The organism is Pseudomonas sp. CG7, assembly GCF_023701885.1.
GTDB classification, from domain to species: domain Bacteria; phylum Pseudomonadota; class Gammaproteobacteria; order Pseudomonadales; family Pseudomonadaceae; genus Aquipseudomonas; species Aquipseudomonas zanjanensis.
This window is the reverse complement of record NZ_JABAEE010000029.1, coordinates 1-21,662: the sequence shown is the minus strand read 5'-3', so window position 1 is coordinate 21,662 and position 21,662 is coordinate 1. Positions and strand designations below refer to the sequence as shown.

General features: G+C 56.3%; 23 protein-coding genes. 9 read left to right on the top strand and 14 right to left on the bottom strand.

Going from position 1 to position 21,662, the window contains the following annotated elements:
• Positions 1–85 precede the first annotated feature (85 nt).
• From HGO40_RS13865 to acs, 7 genes are all read right to left on the bottom strand, one after another.
• The gene (locus HGO40_RS13865) at positions 86–1,306 is read right to left on the bottom strand and encodes an aspartate aminotransferase family protein (RefSeq protein ID WP_250963458.1); all 1,221 of its coding nucleotides are present in this window, start codon (positions 1,304–1,306) and stop codon (positions 86–88) included.
• Between the two features lie 410 nt (positions 1,307–1,716).
• Positions 1,717–2,697, bottom strand: coding sequence for a GlxA family transcriptional regulator (locus tag HGO40_RS13860; RefSeq protein ID WP_250963457.1), 981 nt, complete (start codon positions 2,695–2,697; stop codon positions 1,717–1,719).
• Between the two features lie 113 nt (positions 2,698–2,810).
• Positions 2,811–3,575: an ABC transporter ATP-binding protein gene (locus tag HGO40_RS13855; RefSeq protein ID WP_186710561.1), complete on the bottom strand. Its 765-nt coding sequence runs from the start codon at positions 3,573–3,575 to the stop codon at positions 2,811–2,813.
• A gap of 56 nt (positions 3,576–3,631) precedes the next feature.
• On the bottom strand, positions 3,632–4,330 hold the full coding sequence (locus HGO40_RS13850; protein ID WP_053124415.1) for an ABC transporter permease: 699 nt from the start codon (positions 4,328–4,330) through the stop codon (positions 3,632–3,634).
• Positions 4,327–5,016 carry an ABC transporter permease gene (locus HGO40_RS13845; RefSeq protein ID WP_250963456.1) on the bottom strand — a complete coding sequence of 230 codons (690 nt, stop codon included), beginning with the start codon at positions 5,014–5,016 and terminating at the stop codon, positions 4,327–4,329. Before HGO40_RS13845 ends, HGO40_RS13850 begins: the two co-directional genes overlap by 4 nt.
• A gap of 90 nt (positions 5,017–5,106) precedes the next feature.
• Entirely contained in the window at positions 5,107–5,880 is a 774-nt protein-coding gene (gene aotJ, locus HGO40_RS13840) for an L-arginine-binding protein AotJ (protein ID WP_250963455.1), read from the bottom strand.
• A 722-nt stretch (positions 5,881–6,602) separates the two neighbouring features.
• Positions 6,603–8,558 carry an acetate--CoA ligase gene (gene acs, locus HGO40_RS13835; protein WP_250963454.1) on the bottom strand — a complete coding sequence of 652 codons (1,956 nt, stop codon included), beginning with the start codon at positions 8,556–8,558 and terminating at the stop codon, positions 6,603–6,605.
• 533 nt (positions 8,559–9,091) lie between these two features.
• On the opposite strand from acs, the gene HGO40_RS13830 reads away from it, so the two are divergent.
• The 7 genes from HGO40_RS13830 to HGO40_RS13800 all read left to right on the top strand — a co-directional run bounded on the left by HGO40_RS13830 (position 9,092) and on the right by HGO40_RS13800 (position 14,731).
• Positions 9,092–9,355 carry a DUF2790 domain-containing protein gene (locus HGO40_RS13830; RefSeq protein ID WP_250963453.1) on the top strand — a complete coding sequence of 88 codons (264 nt, stop codon included), beginning with the start codon at positions 9,092–9,094 and terminating at the stop codon, positions 9,353–9,355.
• Between the two features lie 490 nt (positions 9,356–9,845).
• A complete protein-coding gene (locus HGO40_RS13825; RefSeq protein ID WP_250963452.1) occupies positions 9,846–11,096 on the top strand; it encodes a ribonucleotide-diphosphate reductase subunit beta in 1,251 nt (416 codons plus the stop codon).
• A gap of 283 nt (positions 11,097–11,379) precedes the next feature.
• The gene (locus HGO40_RS13820; RefSeq protein ID WP_250963451.1) at positions 11,380–11,868 is read left to right on the top strand and encodes an FRG domain-containing protein; all 489 of its coding nucleotides are present in this window, start codon (positions 11,380–11,382) and stop codon (positions 11,866–11,868) included.
• A complete protein-coding gene (locus HGO40_RS13815) occupies positions 11,843–12,184 on the top strand; it encodes a hypothetical protein (RefSeq protein WP_250963450.1) in 342 nt (113 codons plus the stop codon). The genes HGO40_RS13820 and HGO40_RS13815 overlap by 26 nt, the downstream gene beginning before the upstream one ends.
• Positions 12,181–13,245 (top strand): DUF262 domain-containing protein, encoded by a 1,065-nt coding sequence (locus HGO40_RS13810; RefSeq protein WP_250963449.1) that lies wholly within the window; start codon positions 12,181–12,183, stop codon positions 13,243–13,245. Before HGO40_RS13815 ends, HGO40_RS13810 begins: the two co-directional genes overlap by 4 nt.
• Positions 13,246–13,670: 425 nt before the next feature.
• Complete coding sequence (locus HGO40_RS13805) at positions 13,671–14,180, top strand: BRO-N domain-containing protein (protein ID WP_250963448.1); 510 nt, start codon at positions 13,671–13,673, stop codon at positions 14,178–14,180.
• A gap of 167 nt (positions 14,181–14,347) precedes the next feature.
• The gene (locus tag HGO40_RS13800; protein WP_250963447.1) at positions 14,348–14,731 is read left to right on the top strand and encodes a hypothetical protein; all 384 of its coding nucleotides are present in this window, start codon (positions 14,348–14,350) and stop codon (positions 14,729–14,731) included.
• Positions 14,732–14,890: 159 nt separating this feature from the next.
• On the opposite strand, the gene HGO40_RS13795 is transcribed toward HGO40_RS13800, so the two are convergent.
• The 3 genes from HGO40_RS13795 to HGO40_RS13785 all read right to left on the bottom strand — a co-directional run bounded on the left by HGO40_RS13795 (position 14,891) and on the right by HGO40_RS13785 (position 16,933).
• Positions 14,891–15,136 (bottom strand): type II toxin-antitoxin system Phd/YefM family antitoxin, encoded by a 246-nt coding sequence (locus HGO40_RS13795; RefSeq protein ID WP_249875833.1) that lies wholly within the window; start codon positions 15,134–15,136, stop codon positions 14,891–14,893.
• 79 nt (positions 15,137–15,215) lie between these two features.
• Positions 15,216–15,620 carry a helix-turn-helix domain-containing protein gene (locus HGO40_RS13790; RefSeq protein WP_249875834.1) on the bottom strand — a complete coding sequence of 135 codons (405 nt, stop codon included), beginning with the start codon at positions 15,618–15,620 and terminating at the stop codon, positions 15,216–15,218.
• A complete protein-coding gene (locus HGO40_RS13785) occupies positions 15,617–16,933 on the bottom strand; it encodes a type II toxin-antitoxin system HipA family toxin (RefSeq protein WP_250963446.1) in 1,317 nt (438 codons plus the stop codon). Before HGO40_RS13785 ends, HGO40_RS13790 begins: the two co-directional genes overlap by 4 nt.
• Before the next feature lie 367 nt (positions 16,934–17,300).
• Here HGO40_RS13785 and HGO40_RS13780 point away from each other — a divergent pair, with 367 nt between their 5' ends.
• Positions 17,301–17,921, top strand: a complete 621-nt coding sequence (locus tag HGO40_RS13780; protein ID WP_250963445.1) for a LysE family translocator — start codon at positions 17,301–17,303, stop codon at positions 17,919–17,921.
• A 26-nt stretch (positions 17,922–17,947) separates the two neighbouring features.
• On the opposite strand, the gene HGO40_RS13775 is transcribed toward HGO40_RS13780, so the two are convergent.
• Positions 17,948–18,820 (bottom strand): LysR family transcriptional regulator, encoded by an 873-nt coding sequence (locus HGO40_RS13775; RefSeq protein WP_250963444.1) that lies wholly within the window; start codon positions 18,818–18,820, stop codon positions 17,948–17,950.
• 313 nt (positions 18,821–19,133) lie between these two features.
• Between HGO40_RS13775 and HGO40_RS13770 the strand changes: the two genes are divergently transcribed.
• Positions 19,134–20,117 (top strand): hypothetical protein, encoded by a 984-nt coding sequence (locus HGO40_RS13770; protein WP_250963443.1) that lies wholly within the window; start codon positions 19,134–19,136, stop codon positions 20,115–20,117.
• A 34-nt stretch (positions 20,118–20,151) separates the two neighbouring features.
• On the opposite strand, the gene HGO40_RS13765 is transcribed toward HGO40_RS13770, so the two are convergent.
• From HGO40_RS13765 to HGO40_RS13755, 3 genes are all read right to left on the bottom strand, one after another.
• Entirely contained in the window at positions 20,152–20,847 is a 696-nt protein-coding gene (locus HGO40_RS13765; RefSeq protein ID WP_250963442.1) for a DUF6933 domain-containing protein, read from the bottom strand.
• Between the two features lie 18 nt (positions 20,848–20,865).
• Positions 20,866–21,216 (bottom strand): hypothetical protein, encoded by a 351-nt coding sequence (locus HGO40_RS13760; protein ID WP_186710577.1) that lies wholly within the window; start codon positions 21,214–21,216, stop codon positions 20,866–20,868.
• A 44-nt stretch (positions 21,217–21,260) separates the two neighbouring features.
• A partial coding sequence (locus HGO40_RS13755; protein ID WP_250963441.1) for a sulfite exporter TauE/SafE family protein occupies positions 21,261–21,662 on the bottom strand: 402 nt, incomplete at its 5' end.

Sequence of the window (21,662 nt, the reverse complement as noted above, 5' to 3'; positions counted from 1 at the left end):
TAGCGGTGTGTCAGTCAACATTCATTTCACTGAAGCACCGCCATCGCGAGCAAGCTCGCTCCCACAAGGGAGGTCCGGGTCAGCCTCAGGCTTGCGTCAGCTTCGCCGCCGCCTGCTCGAAGCGGTCCAGGCCGGCGTCGATGTCGGCGTCTTCCACCACCAGGCTCGGGGCGAAGCGAATCACGTCCGGGCCGGCTTGGAGGATCATCAGGCCTTCCTGTTCGGCGGCATTGAAGATGTCCTTGGCCTTGCCTTTCCAGGCGTCGTTCAGCACGCAACCGATCAGCAGGCCCAGGCCACGCACCTGGGTGAACAGGCCGTACTTCTCGCCGATCTGTTCCAGGCGTGCCTTGAATTTGTTGTGCTTGGTCTTGACGCCACCGAGCACTTCAGGGGTATTGATCACGTCGATTACCGCCTCGGCCACCGCACACGCCAGTGGGTTGCCGCCGTAGGTGGTGCCGTGGGTGCCGACGACCAGGTGTTTGGCCAACGCTTCGGTGGTGAGCATCGCCGCGATCGGGAAACCACCGCCCAGGCTCTTGGCGCTGGTGAGGATGTCCGGGACCACGCCGTAATGCATGTAGGCGAACAGATGGCCGCTGCGGCCCATGCCGGTCTGCACTTCGTCAAAGACCAGCAGCGCATCGTGGGCATCGCACAGGTCGCGGGCGCCTTGCAGGTAGGCCTGCTCGGCCGGCAACACACCGCCCTCGCCCTGGATCGGTTCCAGCACAACGGCGCAGGTCTTATCGGAAATGGCGGCTTTCAAAGCAGCCAGGTCGTTATAAGGAACGTGGGTAATGCCGGTAATTTTAGGCCCGAAACCGTCGGAGTACTTCGATTGCCCGCCGACGTTGACGGTGAACAGGGTACGACCGTGGAAGCTATTGAGCGCGGCGATGATTTCGTATTTTTCACTGCCGAAACGATCGAAGGCGACGCGACGGGCCAGCTTGAAGGCGGCCTCGTTGGCTTCGGCGCCGGAGTTGCAGAAGAACGCGCGCTCGGCGAAGGTCGCGTTGACCAGTTTGTGAGCCAGGCGCAGGGCCGGTTCGTTGGTGAAAACGTTGGAGACGTGCCACAGCTTGTTGGCCTGTTCGGTCAGTGCACCGACCAGCGCCGGGTGGGCATGGCCCAGTACGTTGACTGCGATACCGCCAGCAAAGTCGATCAGCTCGCGACCGGATTGGTCCCATACGCGGGAACCGGCACCACGCACAGGAATGAAGGCAGCAGGTGCATAGTTGGGAACCATAACCTGGTCGAAATCGGCGCGTTGTACCGCGGCTTGCTCAACGGACATCGGAGTCTCCTGATGAGGAACACCCGCCTGGAACTGGCGAGCTTGGTAAGGATTGTAAGGACAGTTTTCAGCCCGGCCTTGCCGCCAAGCGACAACTTCTTATAGCGCCAACCCACGTTTTGCGCGGGTTTACGGCAATGCGACAAATAGCGTCGCAAAGGCGCAGTTTAAACGTTGCCGCGGGGTTTGAGGCAGCGGCATCTACATTTCCCTGCCCAGCCACAACTGTAGTTTGAGAGGCGTTATCTGTGGCGAGGGAGCTTGCTCCCGCTGGGGCGCGCAGCGTCCCCCAGAAAGGCCCCCAATCAATCTGACACACCGGGGTTACCGTTTGGGTCCGCTTCGCGGCCCAGCGGGAGCAAGCTCCCTCGCCACAGATAAGTTGCCTTACCACAGGAGCCTTATCTGCCCTAGCCCCGCTCGGACGGCACCGAGGACAATTCGAACGGGCTGCTGCTGCGTCGCTGGTTGCGGTCTTCCCGCGGCGTGGCGCCGAAGAAGTTGCGGTAGGCGCTGGAGAAGTGGGGCCCCGAGGAGAAACCGCAGGACAAGCCGATCTGGATGATGGACTTGCTGGTCTGCATCAGCATCTGCCGGGCCTTGTTCAGGCGCAGTTCCAGGTAATACTGGCTGGGCACGCGGTTGAGGTATTGCTTGAAGATCCGCTCCAGTTGCCGACGGGATACGCACACATGCTGGGCGATTTCGGCGGTGGTCAGCGGCTCCTCGATGGTGGCCTCCATCAGCAACACCGCCTGGGTGAGCTTTGGATGGCTGGAGCCGAGGCGATTCTGCAACGGAATGCGCTGGCGCTCGCCCCCCTCGCGAATGCGCTCGACCACCAGTTCTTCCGACACCGCGCCGGCCAGTTCCGCGCCGTGATCCCGGGCCAGCACCGCCAGCAGCAGGTCCAGCACCGACATGCCGCCGCAAGCGCTCAGGCGATCGCGATCCCAATCGAACAGATGGCTGGTGGCAATGACCTTGGGGAAGCGTTCGGAGAAATCGTCCTGCCAGCGCCAATGCACGGCGGCACGGTAACCGTCGAGCAACCCCAATTGCGCCAGGGGATAGACACCGGCAGACAAACCGCCGATCACACAACCGGCACGCACCAGTTGCTTGAGGGCGCTGCCCAGGGGCGAGGCCAGCGCGGTCGGCGGCTCATCGGCCAGCAGGAACAGCTTCTGGAAACCCTCGAGCTTGCCGGCCCAGGGTTCGCCCGGCAATTGCCAGGCGCCGTCGGCCGGTGGCTCGGCCTGCAAGAACGACAACTCGTAGACCACATCCGGATGCACCCGCTGGGCGACACGCAAGGCGTCCTCGGCCAGCGCCAGCGTCAAGGCTTTAGTGCTGGGCCAAATCAGGAAACCTATTCGATGGGCAGTCATGGCGGGCGATCCGAAGCGAAAACAGTGTTAAAGCCAAAAGCGGCTGCAACCAAATTAGACCATCTGGCGCGCGGTGCGCAGCATGACCCAAATCAGGTGCGTAACGGGAGCGATTACTTGAGGCTGCCCGACAGAAATTGTTGCAGGCGCTCGGATTGCGGATTCACCAGCACTTCGCGCGGGTTGCCGCTTTCTTCGACGATGCCTTTGTGCAAGAACACCAGCTGGTTCGACACTTCACGGGCAAAGCCCATTTCGTGGGTCACCACCACCATGGTCCGGCCTTCCAAGGCCAGGGCCTGCATCACCTTGAGCACGTCGCCCACCAGTTCCGGGTCCAGCGCCGAGGTCGGCTCGTCGAACAGCATCACCTCAGGCTCCATCGCCAGCGCACGGGCAATCGCCACGCGCTGCTGCTCGCCGCCGGACATGTGGCCCGGGTAGGCATCCTTGCGATGAGCCACGCCAACCTTGTTCAGATAGTGCTCGGCCTTCTCCCGTGCTTCGGCCTTGGCCACGCCCAGTACATGCACCGGCGCCTCCATGATGTTTTCCAGCGCGGTCATGTGGGACCACAGGTTGAAATGCTGGAACACCATCGACAGCCGCGAACGCATGCGCTGCAGTTGCTTGGGGTCCGAAGCCTTCATGGCGCCGTCCTTGCCCGCCACCAGCTTCAACTCTTCGTTGTTGAGCAGGATCTTGCCGGCATGGGGTTGCTCAAGCAGGTTGATGCAACGCAGGAAAGTACTCTTGCCGGAGCCACTGGAGCCGATGATGCTGATCACATCGCCAGCGGCGGCTTTCAGGGACACGCCCTTGAGCACTTCGTGACTGCCATAGCGTTTATGCAGGTCTTGGACTTCAAGCTTGTACATGCGGTCGGTTCTCACAAAACGTCAGTCGTTGAGCAGTCGATCGGATCGATGCGTTATCAGTGCTTGCGCGGGGCCAGGTAACCCAGCCAGCGGCGCTCGGCCAGTTTGAACAGGCGCACCAGGATGAAGGTCAGGCACAGGTAGAACACACCGGCGGTGATGTAGGCCTCGAACGGCAAGTAATACTGCGCGTTCACCGTGCGCGCGGCACCGGTGATGTCGATCAGGGTCACGATGGAGGCCAGGCTGGTGGTCTGCAACATCATGATCACTTCGTTGCTGTATTGCGGCAGCGCCCGGCGCAGGGCCGACGGCAGCAGGATCCGGCGATACAGCTTGTAGCGCGACATGCCCATGGCCTTGGCCGCTTCGATCTCACCGTTGGGCGTGGCCCGCAGGCTGCCGGCGATGATTTCGGCGGTGTAGGCACTGGTGTTGATGGCGAACGCCAGGCACGCACAGAACGTTGCGCTGGACAGCCATGGCCAGAGGAAGCTCTCGCGCACGACCGCGAACTGCGCCAACCCGTAGTAGATCAGGAACAGCTGCACCAGCATCGGCGTGCCGCGGATCACGTAGGTGTAGAGCCAGGCCGTCATGTTGACGACCGGCTGCTTGGACACCCGCATCAACCCCAGGGGCAGCGCCGCCAGCAGGCCGAAGAACAGCGACAGGGCCAACAGCTTCAGAGTGGTCAGCAAGCCGCTGAAATACAGCGGCAACGCTTCGTAGATGACGTTGTAGTCGAAGATCATAGATCAGCCGCCCTTACGCCTACCGAGTAGCGCTTCTCAAGGTGACGCAACGCCAGCAACGAGACACTGGTGATCACCAGGTACATCGCCGCCACTGCGAGGAAGAAGGTGAAAGGCTCGCGAGTGGCATCCGCCGCCTGCTTGGCCTTGAACATCATGTCTTGCAGGCCCACCACGGAAATCAGCGCAGTGGCCTTGGTCAACACCAACCAGTTGTTGGTGAAACCCGGAATCGCCAGGCGAATCATCTGTGGCACCAGCACCCGGAAGAACACCTGGAAGCTGTTCATGCCATACGCCATGCCCGCCTCGGCCTGCCCCTTGGGGATCGCCATGAAGGCACCGCGAAAGGTTTCCGACAGGTACGCACCGAAGATGAAACCCAGCGTGCCGATACCGGCCGCCAGCGGGTTCAGGTCGATGTAGTCGTCATAGCCAAGCATCGGCGCGACGCGGTTGAGCAGGTCCTGGCCGCCGTAGAAAATCAGCAGGATCAGCACCAGATCGGGAATGCCGCGGATGACCGTGGAATACAGGTCGCCCAGCCACGCCAGCCAGCGCACCGGCGAGAGGCGCAACGCGACACCAATCAACCCCAGGACGATGGCCAGGGCCATGGACGACAAGGCGAGCTCAAGCGTCAACCATGCGCCATCGAGGATGACAGCCCCGTAGCCTTTCAACATGATTCAGGTCCTCGAAAGTGGGATGAAAAAATGGCGCAAACCGCAGAGATCCTGTTGCTTGCGCCATTTCGCACGAGTGGCGGGACGTCGTTACTTGCCGTAGATGTCGAAAGCGAAGTATTTGTCCTGGATTTGCTTGTACTTGCCGTTCTCGCGAATGGCGGTGATCGCGTTGTTGATCTTGCCTTTCAGCGCATCGCCCTTGCGAACCGCGATACCGATACCGTCGCCGAAGTATTTCTCGTCGGTAAAGGCTGGACCTACAAATGCGTAGCCCTTGCCGGCATCGGTCTTGAGGAAGCCGTCATCCAACAGGGTAGCGTCTGCCACGGTGCCGTCGAGGCGGCCGGCGGACACGTCCAGGTAGATCTCGTTCTGCGAACCGTACGGCTTGATCTCGGCACCCAGCGGGGCCAGCACTTCACGGGCGAAACGCTCGTGGATCGAACCGCGCTGCACGCCGATGTTCTTGCCCTTGAGCTCGGCCAGGCCGTCGCTGACCTGGGTACCGGCCTTCATCACCAGGCGGGCCGGGGTGTTGTAGTACTTGTTGGTGAAATCAACCGACTTCTTGCGATCTTCAGTGATCGACATGGACGACAGGATCGCGTCGATCTTGCGCACCTTCAGCGCCGGGATCAGGCCGTCGAACTCTTGCTCGACCCACACGCACTTGACCTTCATTTCTTCGCACAGCGCGTTGCCGATGTCGTAGTCAAAACCGACGATGCTGCCATCCGGGGCTTTCGAGGCGAACGGAGGGTAAGCCGCTTCGATACCAATCTTCAGGGGCTTCTCATCAGCGAAGGGCGGCAGGGACAGCACGGACAGTGCCAGGGCGCCAAGCAGCACAAGTTTCTTCATCTTGGGACTCCATCGGTAAAGGGCAAAAACGGCAGAGTGAGCAACAGCCCAATATGCGAATGGGTGAAACGAACTTTGGTGCTGCGTCCTAGGAAGCTCACGATTTATCCAACGCGAGCCACGACGAGCGAGTGATCGGCATTCTAACGACAGGCCCGAAGCCGATATTTCTTCAATGCGACAACAAATTACAGAAGCACCAAGAAAGCTGTTTGAGCACATTGACAGCCCCGCAAATTCATGCAAGAGCAAAAGAAGGGAAACCGATCTATGCTGCAAATAGCGGGCCAATTATTCGCAAACCCTTCTAATCCGGCAAGCACAGCGTGTCGGCTTATTTTCACAGACGCCTGGAACCGCCCTATGGCGGGGCTTAGCGTTTCACATCGCCCCGTTATGGCGCCTTTGGTTACACATTTCGAAACGTCGGTAACGTTCAGACGCCTCCTACTTTAAACGCCGATATTTATTCGAACCTGTCAGCCAACCACCAAACCCTGTGGCGAGGGAGCTTGCTCCCGCTGGGCTGCGCAGCAGCCCCAATAGCCAGGCACCGCGCTTGTTCAGGCATACCGCATTGACCGGTTTACGACTGCTGCGCAGCCGAGCGGGAGCAAGCTCCCTCGCCACAAAGGCACCACACTTCAGGCCCTCCCAGCGCGCCCATAAAAAAGCCCCGCCCGGAAAACTCCGGGCGGGGCTTTCGGTGCTACACGCGACCGTCAGGCCACGTTCATGGTCTTGTGCGTCTCGATCAGGTGCGCCACCACACCCGGGTCGGCCAGGGTGGAGATATCACCCAACCCGTCGTATTCCGCCGTGGCGATCTTGCGCAGGATGCGGCGCATGATCTTGCCGGAGCGGGTCTTCGGCAGCCCCGGTGCCCACTGGATCACGTCCGGCGAAGCAATCGGACCGATCTCCTTGCGCACCCAGTTCTTCAGCTCCAGGCGCAGGGCCTCGCTGGTTTCTTCGCCGGCATTGAGAGTGACGTAGACATAAATGCCCTGCCCCTTGATGTCGTGCGGCACGCCCACCACCGCCGCTTCGGCGACTTTCGGGTGGGCGACCATGGCGCTTTCGATCTCGGCGGTGCCCATGCGGTGGCCGGAGACGTTGAGCACGTCATCCACCCGACCGGTGATCCAGTAGTAGCCGTCCTCGTCGCGACGAGCGCCGTCACCGGTAAAGTACATGCCACTGAAGGTCTTGAAGTAGGTGTCGACAAAACGGTCATGGTCGCCGTACAGCGTACGCGCCTGGCCTGGCCACGAATCGAGGATCACCAGGTTGCCTTCAGCGGCGCCCTCGACCAGGTTGCCGAGGTTGTCCACCAGTGCCGGCACCACGCCGAAGAACGGACGCGTGGCCGAACCTGGCTTCAACGCCGTGGCGCCTGGCAGCGGGCTGATCAGCACGCCACCGGTTTCGGTCTGCCACCAGGTGTCGACGATCGGGCAACGCTCCTTGCCGACATTCTTGTAGTACCAGTCCCAGGCTTCCGGGTTGATCGGCTCGCCCACCGACCCCAACAGGCGCAGGCTGCTGCCATCGGCACCTTCGACCGCGGCGGTGCCCGAGGCCATCATCGCGCGGCTCGCGGTCGGCGCGGTGTAGAGGATGCTGACCTTATGCTTGTCGACAACCTTGGCCACCCGGGTGATGTCCGGGTAGTTCGGCACGCCCTCGAACAGCAGCGTGGTCGCGCCATTGGCCAGCGGGCCGTAGACGATATAACTGTGGCCGGTGACCCAACCCACGTCGGCGGTGCACCAGTAGACCTCGCCCGGTTTGTAGTCGAACACGCGCTCATGGGTCAGCGCCGCGTACAGCAAGTAGCCAGCCGTGGTGTGCTGCACGCCCTTCGGCTTGCCGGTGGAGCCGGAGGTGTAGAGGATGAACAGCGCTTCTTCGGCGCCCATCTCTTTCGGCGCGCAAACGGTACCGGCGACCTTCATCAGGTCTTCGTACCAGATGTCACGGTGCTGGTTCCACTTGATGTTGCCCGCCGTGCGCTTGCACACGATGACTTTCTGGATGCTGCTGGTTTCCGGGTTGGTCAGCGCGTCATCGACGTTGGCCTTGAGCGGGATCTTCTTGCCGGCGCGAATGCCTTCGTCGGCGGTGATCACCACTTTGGATTTGCAGTCGATGATCCGGCCCGCCAGGGCTTCGGGGGAGAAACCACCGAACACCACCGAGTGAATCGCACCGATCCGGGTACAGGCCAGCATCGCGACCACGGCTTCAGGGATCATCGGCATGTAGATGGTCACCACGTCGCCGCGGTGCACGTCCTGGCCGCGCAGGGCGTTGGCGAACTTGCAGACTTCTTCGTGCAGCTCGCGATAAGTGATGTTGCGGCTCTCGGACGGGTCATCGCCCTCCCAGATAATCGCAATTTGATCGCCGCGCTCGGCCAGGTGACGGTCGAGGCAGTTGTAGGACACGTTCAAGGTGCCGTCGGCGAACCACTTGATGTCGACATGGTGATCGTCGAAAGAAGTCTGCTTCACCGTGGTGAAAGGCTTGATCCAATCGAGGCGCTTGGCCTGCTCGCGCCAGAAGCCATCGGGGTTGACGACCGACTGCTGGTACATGGCCTTGTAGGTCGCCTCGTCAGTCAGCGTATTGGCCGCTACCTCGGGACGAACGGGATACACAGAAGCCGCACTCATCTTTCTTACCTCGGTGAATAGTTGTTTTTGTATGATCCCGTTGTAGCCCGGGGCGGGCCTATAGAACCATTCGACGATGGTAGTAACAAGTCCCTACAAAATGTCGGTACTAGTGGGAGCCGAGCTTGCTCGCGATGGCGGTGGGTCAGTCAATATCCATGCAAACTGATCCACCGCTATCGCGAGCAAGCTCGCTCCCACAGTTGATCTCCATTGAACGCTCACTTTACGTCCAACGCCGCTCCCCCTGTGGGAGCGAGCTTGCTCGCGATGGCGCCTGCCCATCCAATAGCAATTCACCAGACAGCCACCGACTCCCAGTCGATTATTACCAGATCAACCAACAGTGTTTATCAAAACCGAGTCTGTTTACCCCCACCCTCACCTTCTAAAATCCACCTCGCCAACCGGCAAACACGATTAGCGCAACACAGCCCCCACGAAGGCCGTTAATCCAACTTCCAACACTTGCTCCACACGCAACCCCAAAAAGGTTGCGTGACCCCACTCGACCTCAAAAAGGTGAAATACAAATGAAAGCTTTATGGGTCCTGGTCCTCGGCAGCCTGTGCGCCACCGCAATGGCGGATGAGACTCCGATCGACGCAGCACAGCAAAAACCGGCCATCGAGGAGTACACCTACTCCACCCACCTGGATATCGCCAAAGTCATCTCCATGAGCGACATCCCGAACGTCTGCGAAGTGGTTCCGGCGAAGATGGAATACGACGACTCCAAAGGCCAACGCCACATCCTGCGCTACAGCATCATGGGCAACGGTTGCTCCAACGGCTGATCACAACTGGCAATTTCCATGGCCCGATTTCGATCGGGCCAGGTTGTGTCTAGAACCGCCGAAAACCCTCCACAAACACAACATGTAGTGCAAAACCGCAAAAAACGCTGTTTTTTTGATCAAAAAAATCCGCGATCCGCTTCATGCAAAAAAAATCTTGAGCGGCCAAAGCCTTGTAAACCCTCGCTCCCACGCGGATATGCCCCCCCGCCGCCCCTTCTGTGAGCTATTTCGCCGCAGCACGTAGGCAAAAAAGTCCTTATAATGCCGCCTTAAACGGGCCTGCAATATTCCCTTACAGGGGATCCCGCCCGCCTGGAGCCCACGCAGAGGCCCATCGCCTCCTCGCGTTCACCGCCGCTCCGGAATGACCCGTACATTTTTCTGTTTATTGCCTGCGTCAGCTGCTGCAACAAACGATTTTTCAAGATCCACCGCGGCCAGTAGGCCTTCATCGGGCATCTGGCCCTCACGCAGGAGACGACAAGTCATGCTGAGCTGGGACGAATTCGACAAAGAAGACAGTGGCGAAGTCGCTGTAAAAGGCGCCAACGCCGGCCACGCTTCTGAAGCCAACATGGACCGCCTCGACAGCGCCGGCGGTGCCGCCGCCCTCGAAGCCCGGGCCGTGACGGCCAGCGACTCGGCCGCGATCATTCGCGCCAAGGCCGCCCTCGACAAACTCGACGTCGCCGAAGGCCTCGCCGAACTCGAAGGCGCCTCCGCCCGTGTCGCCGTCGATGAAAAGCGCATGATCAACTGCCGCGCCGACCTCAACCAGCTCGTGCCATTCAAATACGACTGGGCCTGGCAGAAGTACCTGGACGGCTGCGCAAACCACTGGATGCCGCAAGAAGTCAACATGACCGCCGACATCGCCCTCTGGAAAAACCCGGAAGGCCTGACCGACGACGAACGCCGCATCGTGATGCGCAACCTGGGCTTCTTCTCCACCGCCGACTCCCTGGTTGCCAACAACCTGGTCTTGGCCGTGTACCGCCTGATCACCAACCCGGAGTGCCGCCAGTACATCCTGCGCCAAGCCTTCGAAGAGGCGATCCCCACCCACGCCTACCAGTACTGCATCGAATCGCTGGCCATGGATGAAGGCGAAATCTTCAACATGTACCACGAGATTCCATCGGTCGCGAAAAAAGCTGCCTGGGGCCTGAAATACACCCGTTCGATCTCCGATCCGAAGTTCGAAACCGGCACCCCGGACACCGACAAAGAGTTGCTGCGCAACCTGATCGCTTATTACTGCGTCCTGGAAGGCATCTTCTTCTATTGCGGCTTCACCCAGATCCTCTCCATGGGCCGCCGCAACAAAATGACCGGCGTCGCCGAGCAGTTCCAGTACATCCTGCGCGACGAATCCATGCACCTGAACTTCGGCATCGACGTGATCAACCAGATCAAGATCGAAAACCCACACCTGTGGGATGCCGAGATGAAGGAAGAAGCGACCCAGATGATCCTGCAAGGGACCCAACTGGAAATCGAATACGCCCGCGACACCATGCCTCGTGGGGTGCTGGGGATGAATGCGGCGATGATGGAGGACTATCTGAAGTTCATCGCCAACCGTCGTTTGTCGCAGATTGGGTTGAAGGAAGAGTATCCAGGCACGACCAACCCGTTCCCTTGGATGAGCGAGATCATGGACTTGAAGAAAGAGAAGAACTTCTTTGAGACGCGCGTGATTGAGTATCAGACGGGTGGGGCTTTGAGCTGGGATTGATTTTTAGCTTATCTAACTGCATGAATGAAGGGCTGCCATTGCGCAGCCCTTTTTATGCCAATTTACCTCTCTAAGAGCAACTACCACCGCGGAGTTATTTAGATAGTAGACAGAGAATCCCCAAACCAGTATCGTCATGATGGCATTACAGCATCAATTTATGTTAAAACGAAACTGAAGGGATGCCCACACTACGCAAGCATGCCTTATGTGAGATCTCAGCCATTCCAAACGTCGTCACTAATCTTATGAATCCGTACGAGCTCTTGAAAGGTAATGCTACATGCCCGTTCTGAACACAATAACTGCAACGTCATTTCAAGACTATCTGACGCACGCCGATCTAGGCCAAAGCGATGACAGCACGGCAATATGGTTCAGAGGCACCGGTAACGCGCGGTACACACTTTCGCCCTCCATCCATCGTCATCAACAAATAACAGATAGCGCCTCACTTTTTTCTTACGAAAATAAATTAATTACGCGCTTTAAAGAAAGGTCCGTTCCCTACTTACCCCACCGTTTAGAAGACGACTGGGAGCTACTTTTTTTAATGCAGCACTACGGCATGCCAACTAGACTCTTGGACTGGACGGAAAACCCATTAATTGCGCTTTTCTTTGCGCTGAGCTCAGCACAAAAAAACAGCACCGGTGGCTATGATAATGATGCAGCCGTATGGATTCTATCTCCCGCCAAATGGAATCGCTGCGTATTTAGCCACAATAGCTATCAGGGGGGGGGCAATGTCACCTACCGAAACCATGGTTAATAGCTATGCACCAGCTAAAGACTACCAATATATGCACGAACAGCCAGTAGCTCTTCTGGGCATACACAACAGCCCCAGAATCGTAGCTCAAAGGGGTTCATTTTCGCTATTTGGAAAGTCATTAAACCCAATGGAAAAAACTTACACAAATGGGAATTTCGAACAAGACACCTTAAAAAAGATAATAATTCCGAGCACCGACATCGGAACCATCCTGAACAAATTAATATGGATGGGCATTACCGACGCCGTCATATATCCTGACCTTGAAGGGTTAGCCAAAGAAACCAAACGCCTATTCGGATTTTCGGTATGACCAGAATATTTAAAGTTCAAGCCCATGCCACTAGAACGCTTAGCTGGTGGTTCAAACAGAAAGATAAGATTGATTTTGAGCCATCTTACCAACGCAAAGGTAATTTATGGGGTGATTTCGACAAAGCCTACTTAATCGACTCCATAATCAATGAGTTTGACATTCCGAAAATTTACCTATCCGATTTCACCATTGTTAATTCACCATTAAATGAAAAAAGTCTTCCCTACGCTGTTATTGATGGTCGACAGCGACTGGAAGCAATTTTTTCTTTTTTCTCTGACTTGATCCCACTCAACTCAGATTTTGTATATTACAAAAATCCAAGCGTAAAGGTCGGTGGAAAATTTTACTCCCAACTAAAGACCGAACACTCGGACATCGTTGAATCCCTAGAGGAGTTCAATCTTGACATAATGAGCGTAATAACCGACGACGTAGAAAAAATTCGGGATCTATTCATTCGCCTTAACAAGAGCAAACCCCTAACTGGCGCTGAGTTACGCAACGCCATGGAGGGTATCGTTCCTGACTTAATCAGAGGGCTGTCTGACCGAAGCTTCTTCAAAAGCAAGGTAAAATTCAGCACTACACGTGGTCAAGACAACAATCTAGCCGCAAAATTGCTTCTAATCGAATACAACGAACATTTTGTCGACACAAAAAAGAAACAACTAGACAAGATGGTTAAAGATGGCGCCAACACCGAAAACCCTGACAAACTTCGCGATGCCGCCTTCAGAGCAAAAAACACCATTGATCGCATGGAACTTATTTTCCATGAAAAAGACCCGTTACTTGCTAACCACGGTTTAATTCCTCTTTACTATCAGCTATCCAAGAATGATGTACCTCCTTCGACTATCCGGCAATTTCTAGAACACTTCGACACTAGCAGAAAAATAAATCAAAATCTCGCCAGAACCAACCCCAACGAGGCTGATAGCGCTTATCTTTCATTTGACTCTGCAGTACGAAGCATTAACGACGCAAGCACATTAAACTCAGCATTCAGCATATTAAATACAAAACTTAATGAATATATCTCCATCCACTCATAAGTAATATAAAAAACAGGGGTAGCGCCATATAGCCTTACCCCTTTCTTACAGAATCACGCATATTATTTTTTTGGTACGGGATAGTCTTGACCTATCTACGAGAAACCCCTACCCTTTCCACTCCGGCGCCTAAGAAACGCCTCAAGTAGCGGCCTGACCGCACCCGAAAGACGCGGCTTTTTTGTGCCTACGGATTTTTCGTGGACATAAGAAAAACCTCTGCCATGTCGGGAGTGGGCTAATACAAGACCCGAAAGGGGAATATGTCCGGCCTTCTACTTGGGGCTTCTTAACTCCCGGCGCCTTAGCCCTAAGAAAGCTACAAGTAGAGGTAAAGGATATGCCTAAGAATCGTCTCTTCATCCTGAAGGAAATCAGCTACAGCGCTACACCTGACTGCGCGCCTTCCTACAAGGAGGTCGGTCATGTCTGATCCACTGATTCCTACTCAATTTATTCGCCACAATATTCATCTGCATGCCCTCTTGGTTGAAAACCAAGCTTGGTTCAGCGCCTCCGATTTGGGACGCTTGATGAGCAAACACCTCGACGAGCGCATGACCCGCAAGCTTGACCCTGACCAGCGCCGGATGATGTTCGTGCATGTCCACGGTTTGACCGAAGAGCGTCTGATGCTGAGCGAGTCGGGCGTCTATGCGCTGCTGGTTTATCACTACTGTCCTGAGTATCGGTTACTGCGTGAGTGGATCACGCATCAGGTAGTGCCAACCCTGCGGGATGAGCGCTATTCGCATAAGGTGGAACGGCCTACGTTGAGCGTGTTGGATTGGCCGAAGATGTCGCTCTGCATGCTGCTCTGGCAGGATGAGCCATGGATTCGCTTGCGGGATATGCCGGCGGTGCTGGTGGATGATCCGTTTAGCCAGCATGAGTCCTGGTGGCGGAAAGCCTCTCGGATTTTGCGAGGGTTTTGAGATTCAATCGGAAGCCGTCGTCCATCGTTCGGGCGGCGGCTATTTTGTAATCATCCGGCGAAGTCATCTACCCGATCCCCACTTATAAGCACGGTGGCGGGCATCTGCTCACACTGGCATGCGCCAGCGCTATCATAGGTGCTTTCTAGCCCTCGGACGCTCAGGACATGCTTTATCTATATGTAGATGGCAGCGACAACGACGCTGTCGAGGCACAGCTTGTGGCTGCGTTCAATGATCTCGTTTGCGAATGGTCTGAGCTGGGTGCATTCCTCGTGAATCAGAAACACGAACGCGATGAGAGCGTATCTGAGAATGACTCGCCCGATTGGTTTATTGGGTTGAACCTTCCCATTGAGAACTATGGCATCGAGCAGGCCAACCGCTTGATTCCTTTTGCGCGGAGGCTCGCTGTCGCTACGGAACGAGAGTTCGTCTTAGGTGTTTCTAGCTCTCAAGGTATTAGTCAGGATATGGTTTTTCTTGATGCACATTCCGGGGAGCACGAACATTCCATCCTTATGAGCCTACTGAGTGTAGGCGTCCGGTGAAGACAGTAATCAAAAGTAAGGCTTTCGAGTCGATTCACAGCTCGGCCGAAGCGCTGCTGAAAATCGGCGCTATCGACGAGACCACCATGCGAGAGTTCGACGAGGCCTGCACGGCTGAGGTATCCGCTGAAATCTCAGATCAAGAGGATTCACCTACACTCAGAGCCGGCACTCAAAACCCTTGATGATGTCCTCAGGTGTGCGGTCGAAATCCGCCGACATCCTGATCTTCCCCTTCAACCGCCCAGGCTTGCGCGCCTGCGGTGTAGCGACATGGGGCAGCAGATCCAGATAAGGCTTACCGGTCTTGGTGATCACCACCTTGTCGCCCTGCCATGCACGTACACCCAGTTGTAAGAGCTGGGACTTTGCTTCGCGCAGGGTTACTTGCACCTGTTCACTCATACACCGTCTCCACGGATTCAACTGACCCAAGCTTGAGCGCTCGATAGGTTCAAGCTGGCGTTTCTGAACATTTCTCCACCTACCCGGCCGCGCCCTTGTCGCCATCCTTGGCCTTCGTACCGAGCTGTGCTGCGGTCTTACGTTTAGGATTAACACCGCGAACGGGCATTTGGGGAGTCGTTTTTTGCGGCTTGGGCGGCGGCGTGTAAAGGGTCGTGGCAGACTTCGTCAGTCCCAGGCGCAGCCCGAACTTCCTCAAGATGGCTTCGATGGTGCTTAGGGTTGGATTACCCTTGTCCTTCTCGATCTGGTACAGGGCCTTGGTCGACATGTTGCACATGACAGCAAAGGTTTCCTGATCCAGACCGGTCACCTCAAGCCGTAGCCGGCGGATAGCGGTTCCCAGGGTTTCGATCCCCGTTACATGTTGCATGACGATGTCGTCAATGAGCTCCCTGCGCCGTTCGTTGATGTTCTCTTTCATCGCAGCCCCCATTCAGCCAGGCGCTTATCCAAATTGTTCAACGGAATAGACTGAGCGCGCCTCACTTCCTCTGGAAGATCAACCAGCAGATCCGGTAAAGCCCTGAATGTCTCGGCGGCTCCAAGCAGACGCTCGAAAAGCACGTCAGGGCTGACCAAGTCCTGGAAGTCACTGCAGACCGCTTTCCAGTCTGGACTTCCCATATGCTCGACCTTCCATTTGGTTACCCGAGTGACGCCTTCCGGATCGAGCACCATCGGTGCAAGGTCATAGATCGGCGCCAGTTCGAATTTGTCCCGATATCTGAAGATGGCCGTGTTGCGCCCATGGTTGTCCGAGTTTCCCAGGATACGGTTCAGCAGGTCACGGCGAAGGTATTCAAATACCAGCTCTTCAAGCTCACCTTCCTGTCCATTCGTACGCCACAGATGGATCAGGCGACTGAGCACATCCTCATGATTCATTCTCGAACCAGGCTCGGTGTTCTGACACACTGAATAAATCGACTCGACCGGAATCCTCTCCACCATGCCGTTGGCGACTCGCCGATCAAAGCGCGGCATCCACAGGCTTGGCTTATCGGCTTCCTCAAGCACCAGTCCATCTGTAGATATCGTGTTCAAACCGAGTTGGGAGATCGCTTTGTAGTAGTGGTACTCGGCCCGCAGGATGATCTTGTCGCGCTCAGTCGCTTGGTTGCGAGCAAACTTCACCAACCAATGACGACGCGCAAGTTCGTCAGAAAGCATCGCATCGGCATAAAGCGCGCCATCCCCATCCTCAACCATAATCAGCTTTGGAGCCTCCCCCTGAGCGCCCGTAGCTCCGCCCAATGCAGCGCCAGATTCGTAGGCGTATTCGAGGAAATCACTCGTTCTGTCTACGACCTCTTTGCGCGCAAAGGCCTCTTTGCGAGTCTGGTCGATATGCTCAAAAGACTCCTTCACCCTTAAGTGTCCAATGGGCGAAGGTGTGCAGCGGCTCAGGAGGAAAAAACTCATGTCCATGCCGTCTGGCTTTTCCCCACCGAATCTCTTCTGCAACGATTTCCGAGCAGCTCCAGCCGGTATGATGTCGTAGACGAATGGGGGATAGCCTTTACCATCGACAGCGTTCCAGCTCAGCGGAAGGTTTACGCTGAGGGCGTGTTCAAACGCGGTATCTAGCTTATGAATGAAGTGAACCAAGTAATCTTGGTCGTAGGATACGCTGCATCGCGACTTCTCAACCTTCTGAGCGTTCGACACGCTGAAGACCACAGCGTCGCGCCAATGGCCTTCAACGTAAGTCTGGATGGTGAGTTGTTCGGACATTTTCAAATAAACCGGAACTATGATGCCGGTTAGTCTCGCCCAAAGCCCATTTATCAGCAATAAAATTCCGATTACTGGCAGAGTTTAGCGAAAAATCGGCATTATGATGCCGACTACTTCAAGCTGGGACTATAAAGAAGGCCGCCTCGCAGCCCAGCGGGGCGGTGCGACGTTTCGCTAAATCACCTCGCCATAGGCAGGTGGCAGGCCTGATGGCTGAATTGTTGTGGTAGTCGCGAGCGCCCCCCTCCCCCCCACCCTTCCCCCATTTATGGAAAACCGCCTTGCGCTCCTCGCCATAACCTTAGAAGCAACCGCGAATTAGACTTGCCGGAGTTCAGTCCGCGTTGTGATCAAGGAAGACGACATGCAAGAGATTCTCAGCATCAACTGGTTGCTTTGGCTATCGACCATGGTGCCGCTGACCCTGAGTGCAGGCCCGGGCAACTTGATGGTGGCGACGTCGGGTGCGCAAAGCGGTGTGCGTCGTTCGGTGCGGTTTATCGTTGGGCTCGACATGACTTACTTCCTGATCGCCGTGCTGGTCGGCCTAGGCCTTTATCACACGCTGACGAACAATCCGACGCTGGTGTGGGCGCTGCAGGTGGTAGGCAGTTTCTACATCCTGTGGCTGGGTGTGCGCATGCTGCGTCGTCCACTGAGGGCCCCCACCGACAAGGCCATGCACCTGCAATTTCGGGACGGCATTGTTGTACAACTGGGCAACGTGCAAGGGATCGTGATGTTGCTGGTGATGTTTTCCACGTTCATGCCTTCCGGCGAGACCAGCAGCGCCGTCGTGTTGATCCTCAGTGCGGCGCTGATTTCGCTGAACTTCTTCTCGCACGTCATCTGGGTGTCGATGGGGTCGACCGTGCAGAAACTGATCCAATCGCGCCCCAAATGGCTGATGTTTCAGAACGCCGCGTTCGGCCTGATGTTGATAGCGGTGGCTGTTTGGATTTTCCTGCGCATCGGTCCGCTTTAAGGAGGTTCCCATGGCCAGCCCCCTGTTCATGCAATATCGCCGTGAAACAGCTCCGTCAGATACTCCACCACTCGATCAACGCGACTCACACCCTGGGTAGCCTGGTTGCGCAGCAACCAGATTTCCGAGCTGCGCCCAGGGCGATCGGCCAACACCTGGCACAGACCGGATTGATGTCCGACATAGACGGGTAACGCGGCAATCCCCAGATCGGCTTCGACGGCCTTGAGCTGCGCATTCAGGTTTGAAACGCGCATCCACAGCCTCTGGTCCCCGGCCATCTCGCTCAACCATTGGGCGAGCGGCATGTATGACATTTCTTCGGTCCAACCAATCAGGCTGTGGTGCTTGAGGTCGGCAGGTTCGGCCGGCAGACCATTGGCATCGGCATAAGCCTGGGAGCAGAAAAGCCCCTGCCTCAATGTGCCGACCCGGCGCATGGTGAAGTTACCGTTCTCCGGTCTGCGCAAGCGGATAATGATGTCGCTGTGGCTCTGTGTAAGTTTCGACGACACCGCCGAGTTAATGAAATCGAAGCTGATCTCGGGGTACTGATCATGAAAGGCCGCGAGCTGCGGAATGATCAAGTGCGTGCCCATGAGCTCCGGACAATCGATGCGCACCTGTCCCGCCATCCGATCACCCGGTTGCGACATCTGCCGCTCGATCAGTTTGAAACGCTCCTCCGTTTCCAATGCCAATGGCAGCAACGCCCTTCCCGCCTCAGTCAGGAAGTAGCCGTTAGTGTTCTTCGAAAACAATACCGTACCGAGCGATTCCTCAAGCGCCGCGATCTTGCGCGACACCGTCGAGGCCGAAACCTTGAGCGAGACTCCAGCCTCGGTCACGTTGTTCGATTTAGCCACGAAGATAAAGACCTTCAGATCATCCCAATCCATGTTGATGACATACCCAAAAATGGAAAATCGATCTCTCCCTATTTCTGTTCGAAATAACTAGAGGCCACGTTGTCGAGCAAAAACCAGCATTATGATATCGATTTCCCTGAGTAAGAAACTGCGGATCGGGGGCCGCTGCGCAGCCCAGCGGGAGCAAGCTCCCTCGCCACGGGTGGCGGGCTTGATGGCGGGGTTGGGTTTGGGAATCGCGAGCAAGCTCACTCCCACAGGGTTTGTGATGCGTTGAAACTTCGGGTGCATCCCGCCCTGCCCTTCGGTATTAATACACTTCCTCTCACGGACCCGAGCCCCGATGAAATTCGACACCGCCTATTGCCTCAGCCTCGATGCCAAGCTTTCGATCTATGACGTTCGGGATCTGAATTTCGACGAGACCATGGCCTTCGATTCGGCCAAGGAGCGCTTTCAGTGCCCCAACGATGCTTGTCGGGCGGCGTTTGATGAGGAGAATCGGCTGACGACGTTCAACGCCAAGAACGTCAATTACATCCGCACGCCGCATTTCAAGAATCAGCCGACTACCCAGCATATCGTGGGCTGTCCTTATGTCAGTCCGAAAATGCCGGGACTGGATGCGGAAAGCGTTGAGGCAGATGACGACCGCGAGGAGCATTTTCCGTCGGAGCTGTTGCTGACTCGGCGTCAGTACGTGCGCAAGCCGTCCGCCCCGTCTGACAACGTTGAAGCGAATCGGCCTACGCTCTCATCCGTATCTTCCCACGGTGATAACGCTCATTCCGCCCCGGACTCGACACCGGACAAGACCAGTGTCTTCGCCCACCCAGTGGAATGTTTCGTCTCGAACTTCGCGGACAAGGATCTGCTCAAGCGCAAGCCGCTGAAGATTGGCGAGCACACGGCGCCCTATGGATCGTTCTTCAAGAAGATCGAGTATCTGCAGGACAACAGAGGCTTGGTTTACTGGGGCAAGATCAAGGAAATCAAGGATTACACCCTAAGCTTTCGCATCGATTTCGAAGCAAAGGTCTGGTTCAAGCAGCCGGACGAGGCGAAGAAAAAACCTTACTCGGTCAACGTTTACCTGAGCAAGAAGCTGATCGATAACTACCGCAAGCGCAAAGCGTTCCTGGCAGAGATCAAGCATGCCATCGACAGTGATGCGCCGTTGTATTGTTTCTTCTATGGCGTCACGCCGGAGTTGAAGCAGGTGCCGAGCAAGAAGAACCCCGAAGAAACGTTCGGGGTGTTCAGTGCCAATATCGAGAACCTGGATCACTTCATTATTCGGGAGGCGCCGGGGCTAACCGATAACTGATTTCGCCTTGGGTTAGCCGTAGCGCTAGCCTCCTTCATTGCGCTTCTTGAGCAAGTTGCCGTTCGAACGACCGCATCTCTCGTTTCACTTCGATGTGCCGCTCGTGTGCTGCCTGGGCGGCAGGCTCATCCATGCCGCCATAACGCCGCAACCAGTGGACGATCATTTCTTCGTCCGGGTAGTAATAGTCCTTATGTCCCTTACTGCTTCTCGGGGTGTCGTTCATATTGCCGTCGAAGCGACCTGCAGAGAACTCATCGGAGGGTAACGTGCCCCATTCGGCAGCGCAGTCCTCAAAAATCCAGGAAATCTCATTGAGATGCTTTTGCGCACCACGATGACCACGTTTGTAAAAGACGTACTCACGGCAACTTTCCTGGAAGCGCTCCATCATCGGCTCGTCATCGACCCAGCGAAGAAGATCATGGTGCCCCGCGTGGCGCATCAGGCCATTGATCCATCGTTCGGAAAACCGGTGGACAAAACCTTCGATGTCCGCTTTTTTAGCACCGGCGAAAATCATGCAGTAACGGGTTTGCACATGGATGACGATCAACACGTGTTTGCGCTGCACAATGATTACATGAACCAGCCATTGCTCGTCGAGCTCACCCAGTTCATCGTCCTCGATAACAGGGGATGGCGGTTTTCCTACCGGGGTGACTTTCTTACCTTTGCTCACACGGCTGAAAAAGTTGCTGGCCGCTTCGGTGCAGTTGAAGATCAGCATTTAAACTCTCGGAAAATATTAGGCGTCTTCGGCCCATTCGATTTCAAAGGGTTGACGGACAGCGTCGGAAACCCTTTCACGAAGCTCCTCGCTCAGAATCGCCAATTCCTCATCGCTCAGCAGATCGTACGCAATCAGCAATCTCAAAGATAAAGAAATGTCTCGACGTCGACCTACGTTGAACGCCATCGCCAAGCTCTTGTCCCGCTCTCGCATGAGGTCGTAGAGCGTGCGATATCGAGCGTGAGCTGATAACGCTTCGTTCTGGACCACCGCCTGCGCATCCGAAAGAACGCCTTGGCAGAAGCGCTCCAGCGCCAGATCGCGGAGTCCGTTGTAAAGCTTCCAATCACTATCGGATACCGACATGCCATCCTCCTTCTACAAGACATCGGCAACGCTGCATGGAAATTTTATTGTATCGATATGCTCAGCATCACAACGACCAACAATCCAATATAGACCCAGGCATGAACCCCATCCGGTATCCGTCCGATCCATGGCGTTGCCAGACGAATACCCAGTAGCGCGCCAAGTGTGAGCACAGCGAAGGCCATCAAGTCGATGTAACCCACAAACCACGGCCCCAAATCAAACTCGGCAAACCCGGCCATGGCCATGTAAGTCAGCGTCCCGGCCACCGCAACCGGCAAACTCAACGGGTTAGCCATGGACGTCGCGCGCGACATGTTCAGCCCGCAACGGCGCAACAGCGGGACCGTCATGACGCTGCCGCCCACGCCCAGGAAAGTAGCGATGGCACCGATGCTGATCCCGCCCGCCGAGACCTCTGCCCTGCCCAATCGCCGTGGGAT

Excerpts from the sequence above, each read along its gene's own strand:
- HGO40_RS13865 (WP_250963458.1), bottom strand. The coding sequence starts at position 1,306 with ATGTCCGTTGAGCAAGCCGCGGTACAACGCGCCGATTTCGACCAGGTT.
- HGO40_RS13860 (WP_250963457.1), bottom strand. The coding sequence starts at position 2,697 with ATGACTGCCCATCGAATAGGTTTCCTGATTTGGCCCAGCACTAAAGCC.
- HGO40_RS13855 (WP_186710561.1), bottom strand. The coding sequence starts at position 3,575 with ATGTACAAGCTTGAAGTCCAAGACCTGCATAAACGCTATGGCAGTCAC.
- HGO40_RS13850 (WP_053124415.1), bottom strand. The coding sequence starts at position 4,330 with ATGATCTTCGACTACAACGTCATCTACGAAGCGTTGCCGCTGTATTTC.
- HGO40_RS13845 (WP_250963456.1), bottom strand. The coding sequence starts at position 5,016 with ATGTTGAAAGGCTACGGGGCTGTCATCCTCGATGGCGCATGGTTGACG.
- aotJ (WP_250963455.1), bottom strand. The coding sequence starts at position 5,880 with ATGAAGAAACTTGTGCTGCTTGGCGCCCTGGCACTGTCCGTGCTGTCC.
- acs (WP_250963454.1), bottom strand. The coding sequence starts at position 8,558 with ATGAGTGCGGCTTCTGTGTATCCCGTTCGTCCCGAGGTAGCGGCCAAT.
- HGO40_RS13830 (WP_250963453.1), top strand. The coding sequence starts at position 9,092 with ATGAAAGCTTTATGGGTCCTGGTCCTCGGCAGCCTGTGCGCCACCGCA.
- HGO40_RS13825 (WP_250963452.1), top strand. The coding sequence starts at position 9,846 with ATGCTGAGCTGGGACGAATTCGACAAAGAAGACAGTGGCGAAGTCGCT.
- HGO40_RS13820 (WP_250963451.1), top strand. The coding sequence starts at position 11,380 with ATGCCCGTTCTGAACACAATAACTGCAACGTCATTTCAAGACTATCTG.
- HGO40_RS13815 (WP_250963450.1), top strand. The coding sequence starts at position 11,843 with ATGTCACCTACCGAAACCATGGTTAATAGCTATGCACCAGCTAAAGAC.
- HGO40_RS13810 (WP_250963449.1), top strand. The coding sequence starts at position 12,181 with ATGACCAGAATATTTAAAGTTCAAGCCCATGCCACTAGAACGCTTAGC.
- HGO40_RS13805 (WP_250963448.1), top strand. The coding sequence starts at position 13,671 with ATGTCTGATCCACTGATTCCTACTCAATTTATTCGCCACAATATTCAT.
- HGO40_RS13800 (WP_250963447.1), top strand. The coding sequence starts at position 14,348 with ATGCTTTATCTATATGTAGATGGCAGCGACAACGACGCTGTCGAGGCA.
- HGO40_RS13795 (WP_249875833.1), bottom strand. The coding sequence starts at position 15,136 with ATGAGTGAACAGGTGCAAGTAACCCTGCGCGAAGCAAAGTCCCAGCTC.
- HGO40_RS13790 (WP_249875834.1), bottom strand. The coding sequence starts at position 15,620 with ATGAAAGAGAACATCAACGAACGGCGCAGGGAGCTCATTGACGACATC.
- HGO40_RS13785 (WP_250963446.1), bottom strand. The coding sequence starts at position 16,933 with ATGTCCGAACAACTCACCATCCAGACTTACGTTGAAGGCCATTGGCGC.
- HGO40_RS13780 (WP_250963445.1), top strand. The coding sequence starts at position 17,301 with ATGCAAGAGATTCTCAGCATCAACTGGTTGCTTTGGCTATCGACCATG.
- HGO40_RS13775 (WP_250963444.1), bottom strand. The coding sequence starts at position 18,820 with ATGGATTGGGATGATCTGAAGGTCTTTATCTTCGTGGCTAAATCGAAC.
- HGO40_RS13770 (WP_250963443.1), top strand. The coding sequence starts at position 19,134 with ATGAAATTCGACACCGCCTATTGCCTCAGCCTCGATGCCAAGCTTTCG.
- HGO40_RS13765 (WP_250963442.1), bottom strand. The coding sequence starts at position 20,847 with ATGCTGATCTTCAACTGCACCGAAGCGGCCAGCAACTTTTTCAGCCGT.
- HGO40_RS13760 (WP_186710577.1), bottom strand. The coding sequence starts at position 21,216 with ATGTCGGTATCCGATAGTGATTGGAAGCTTTACAACGGACTCCGCGAT.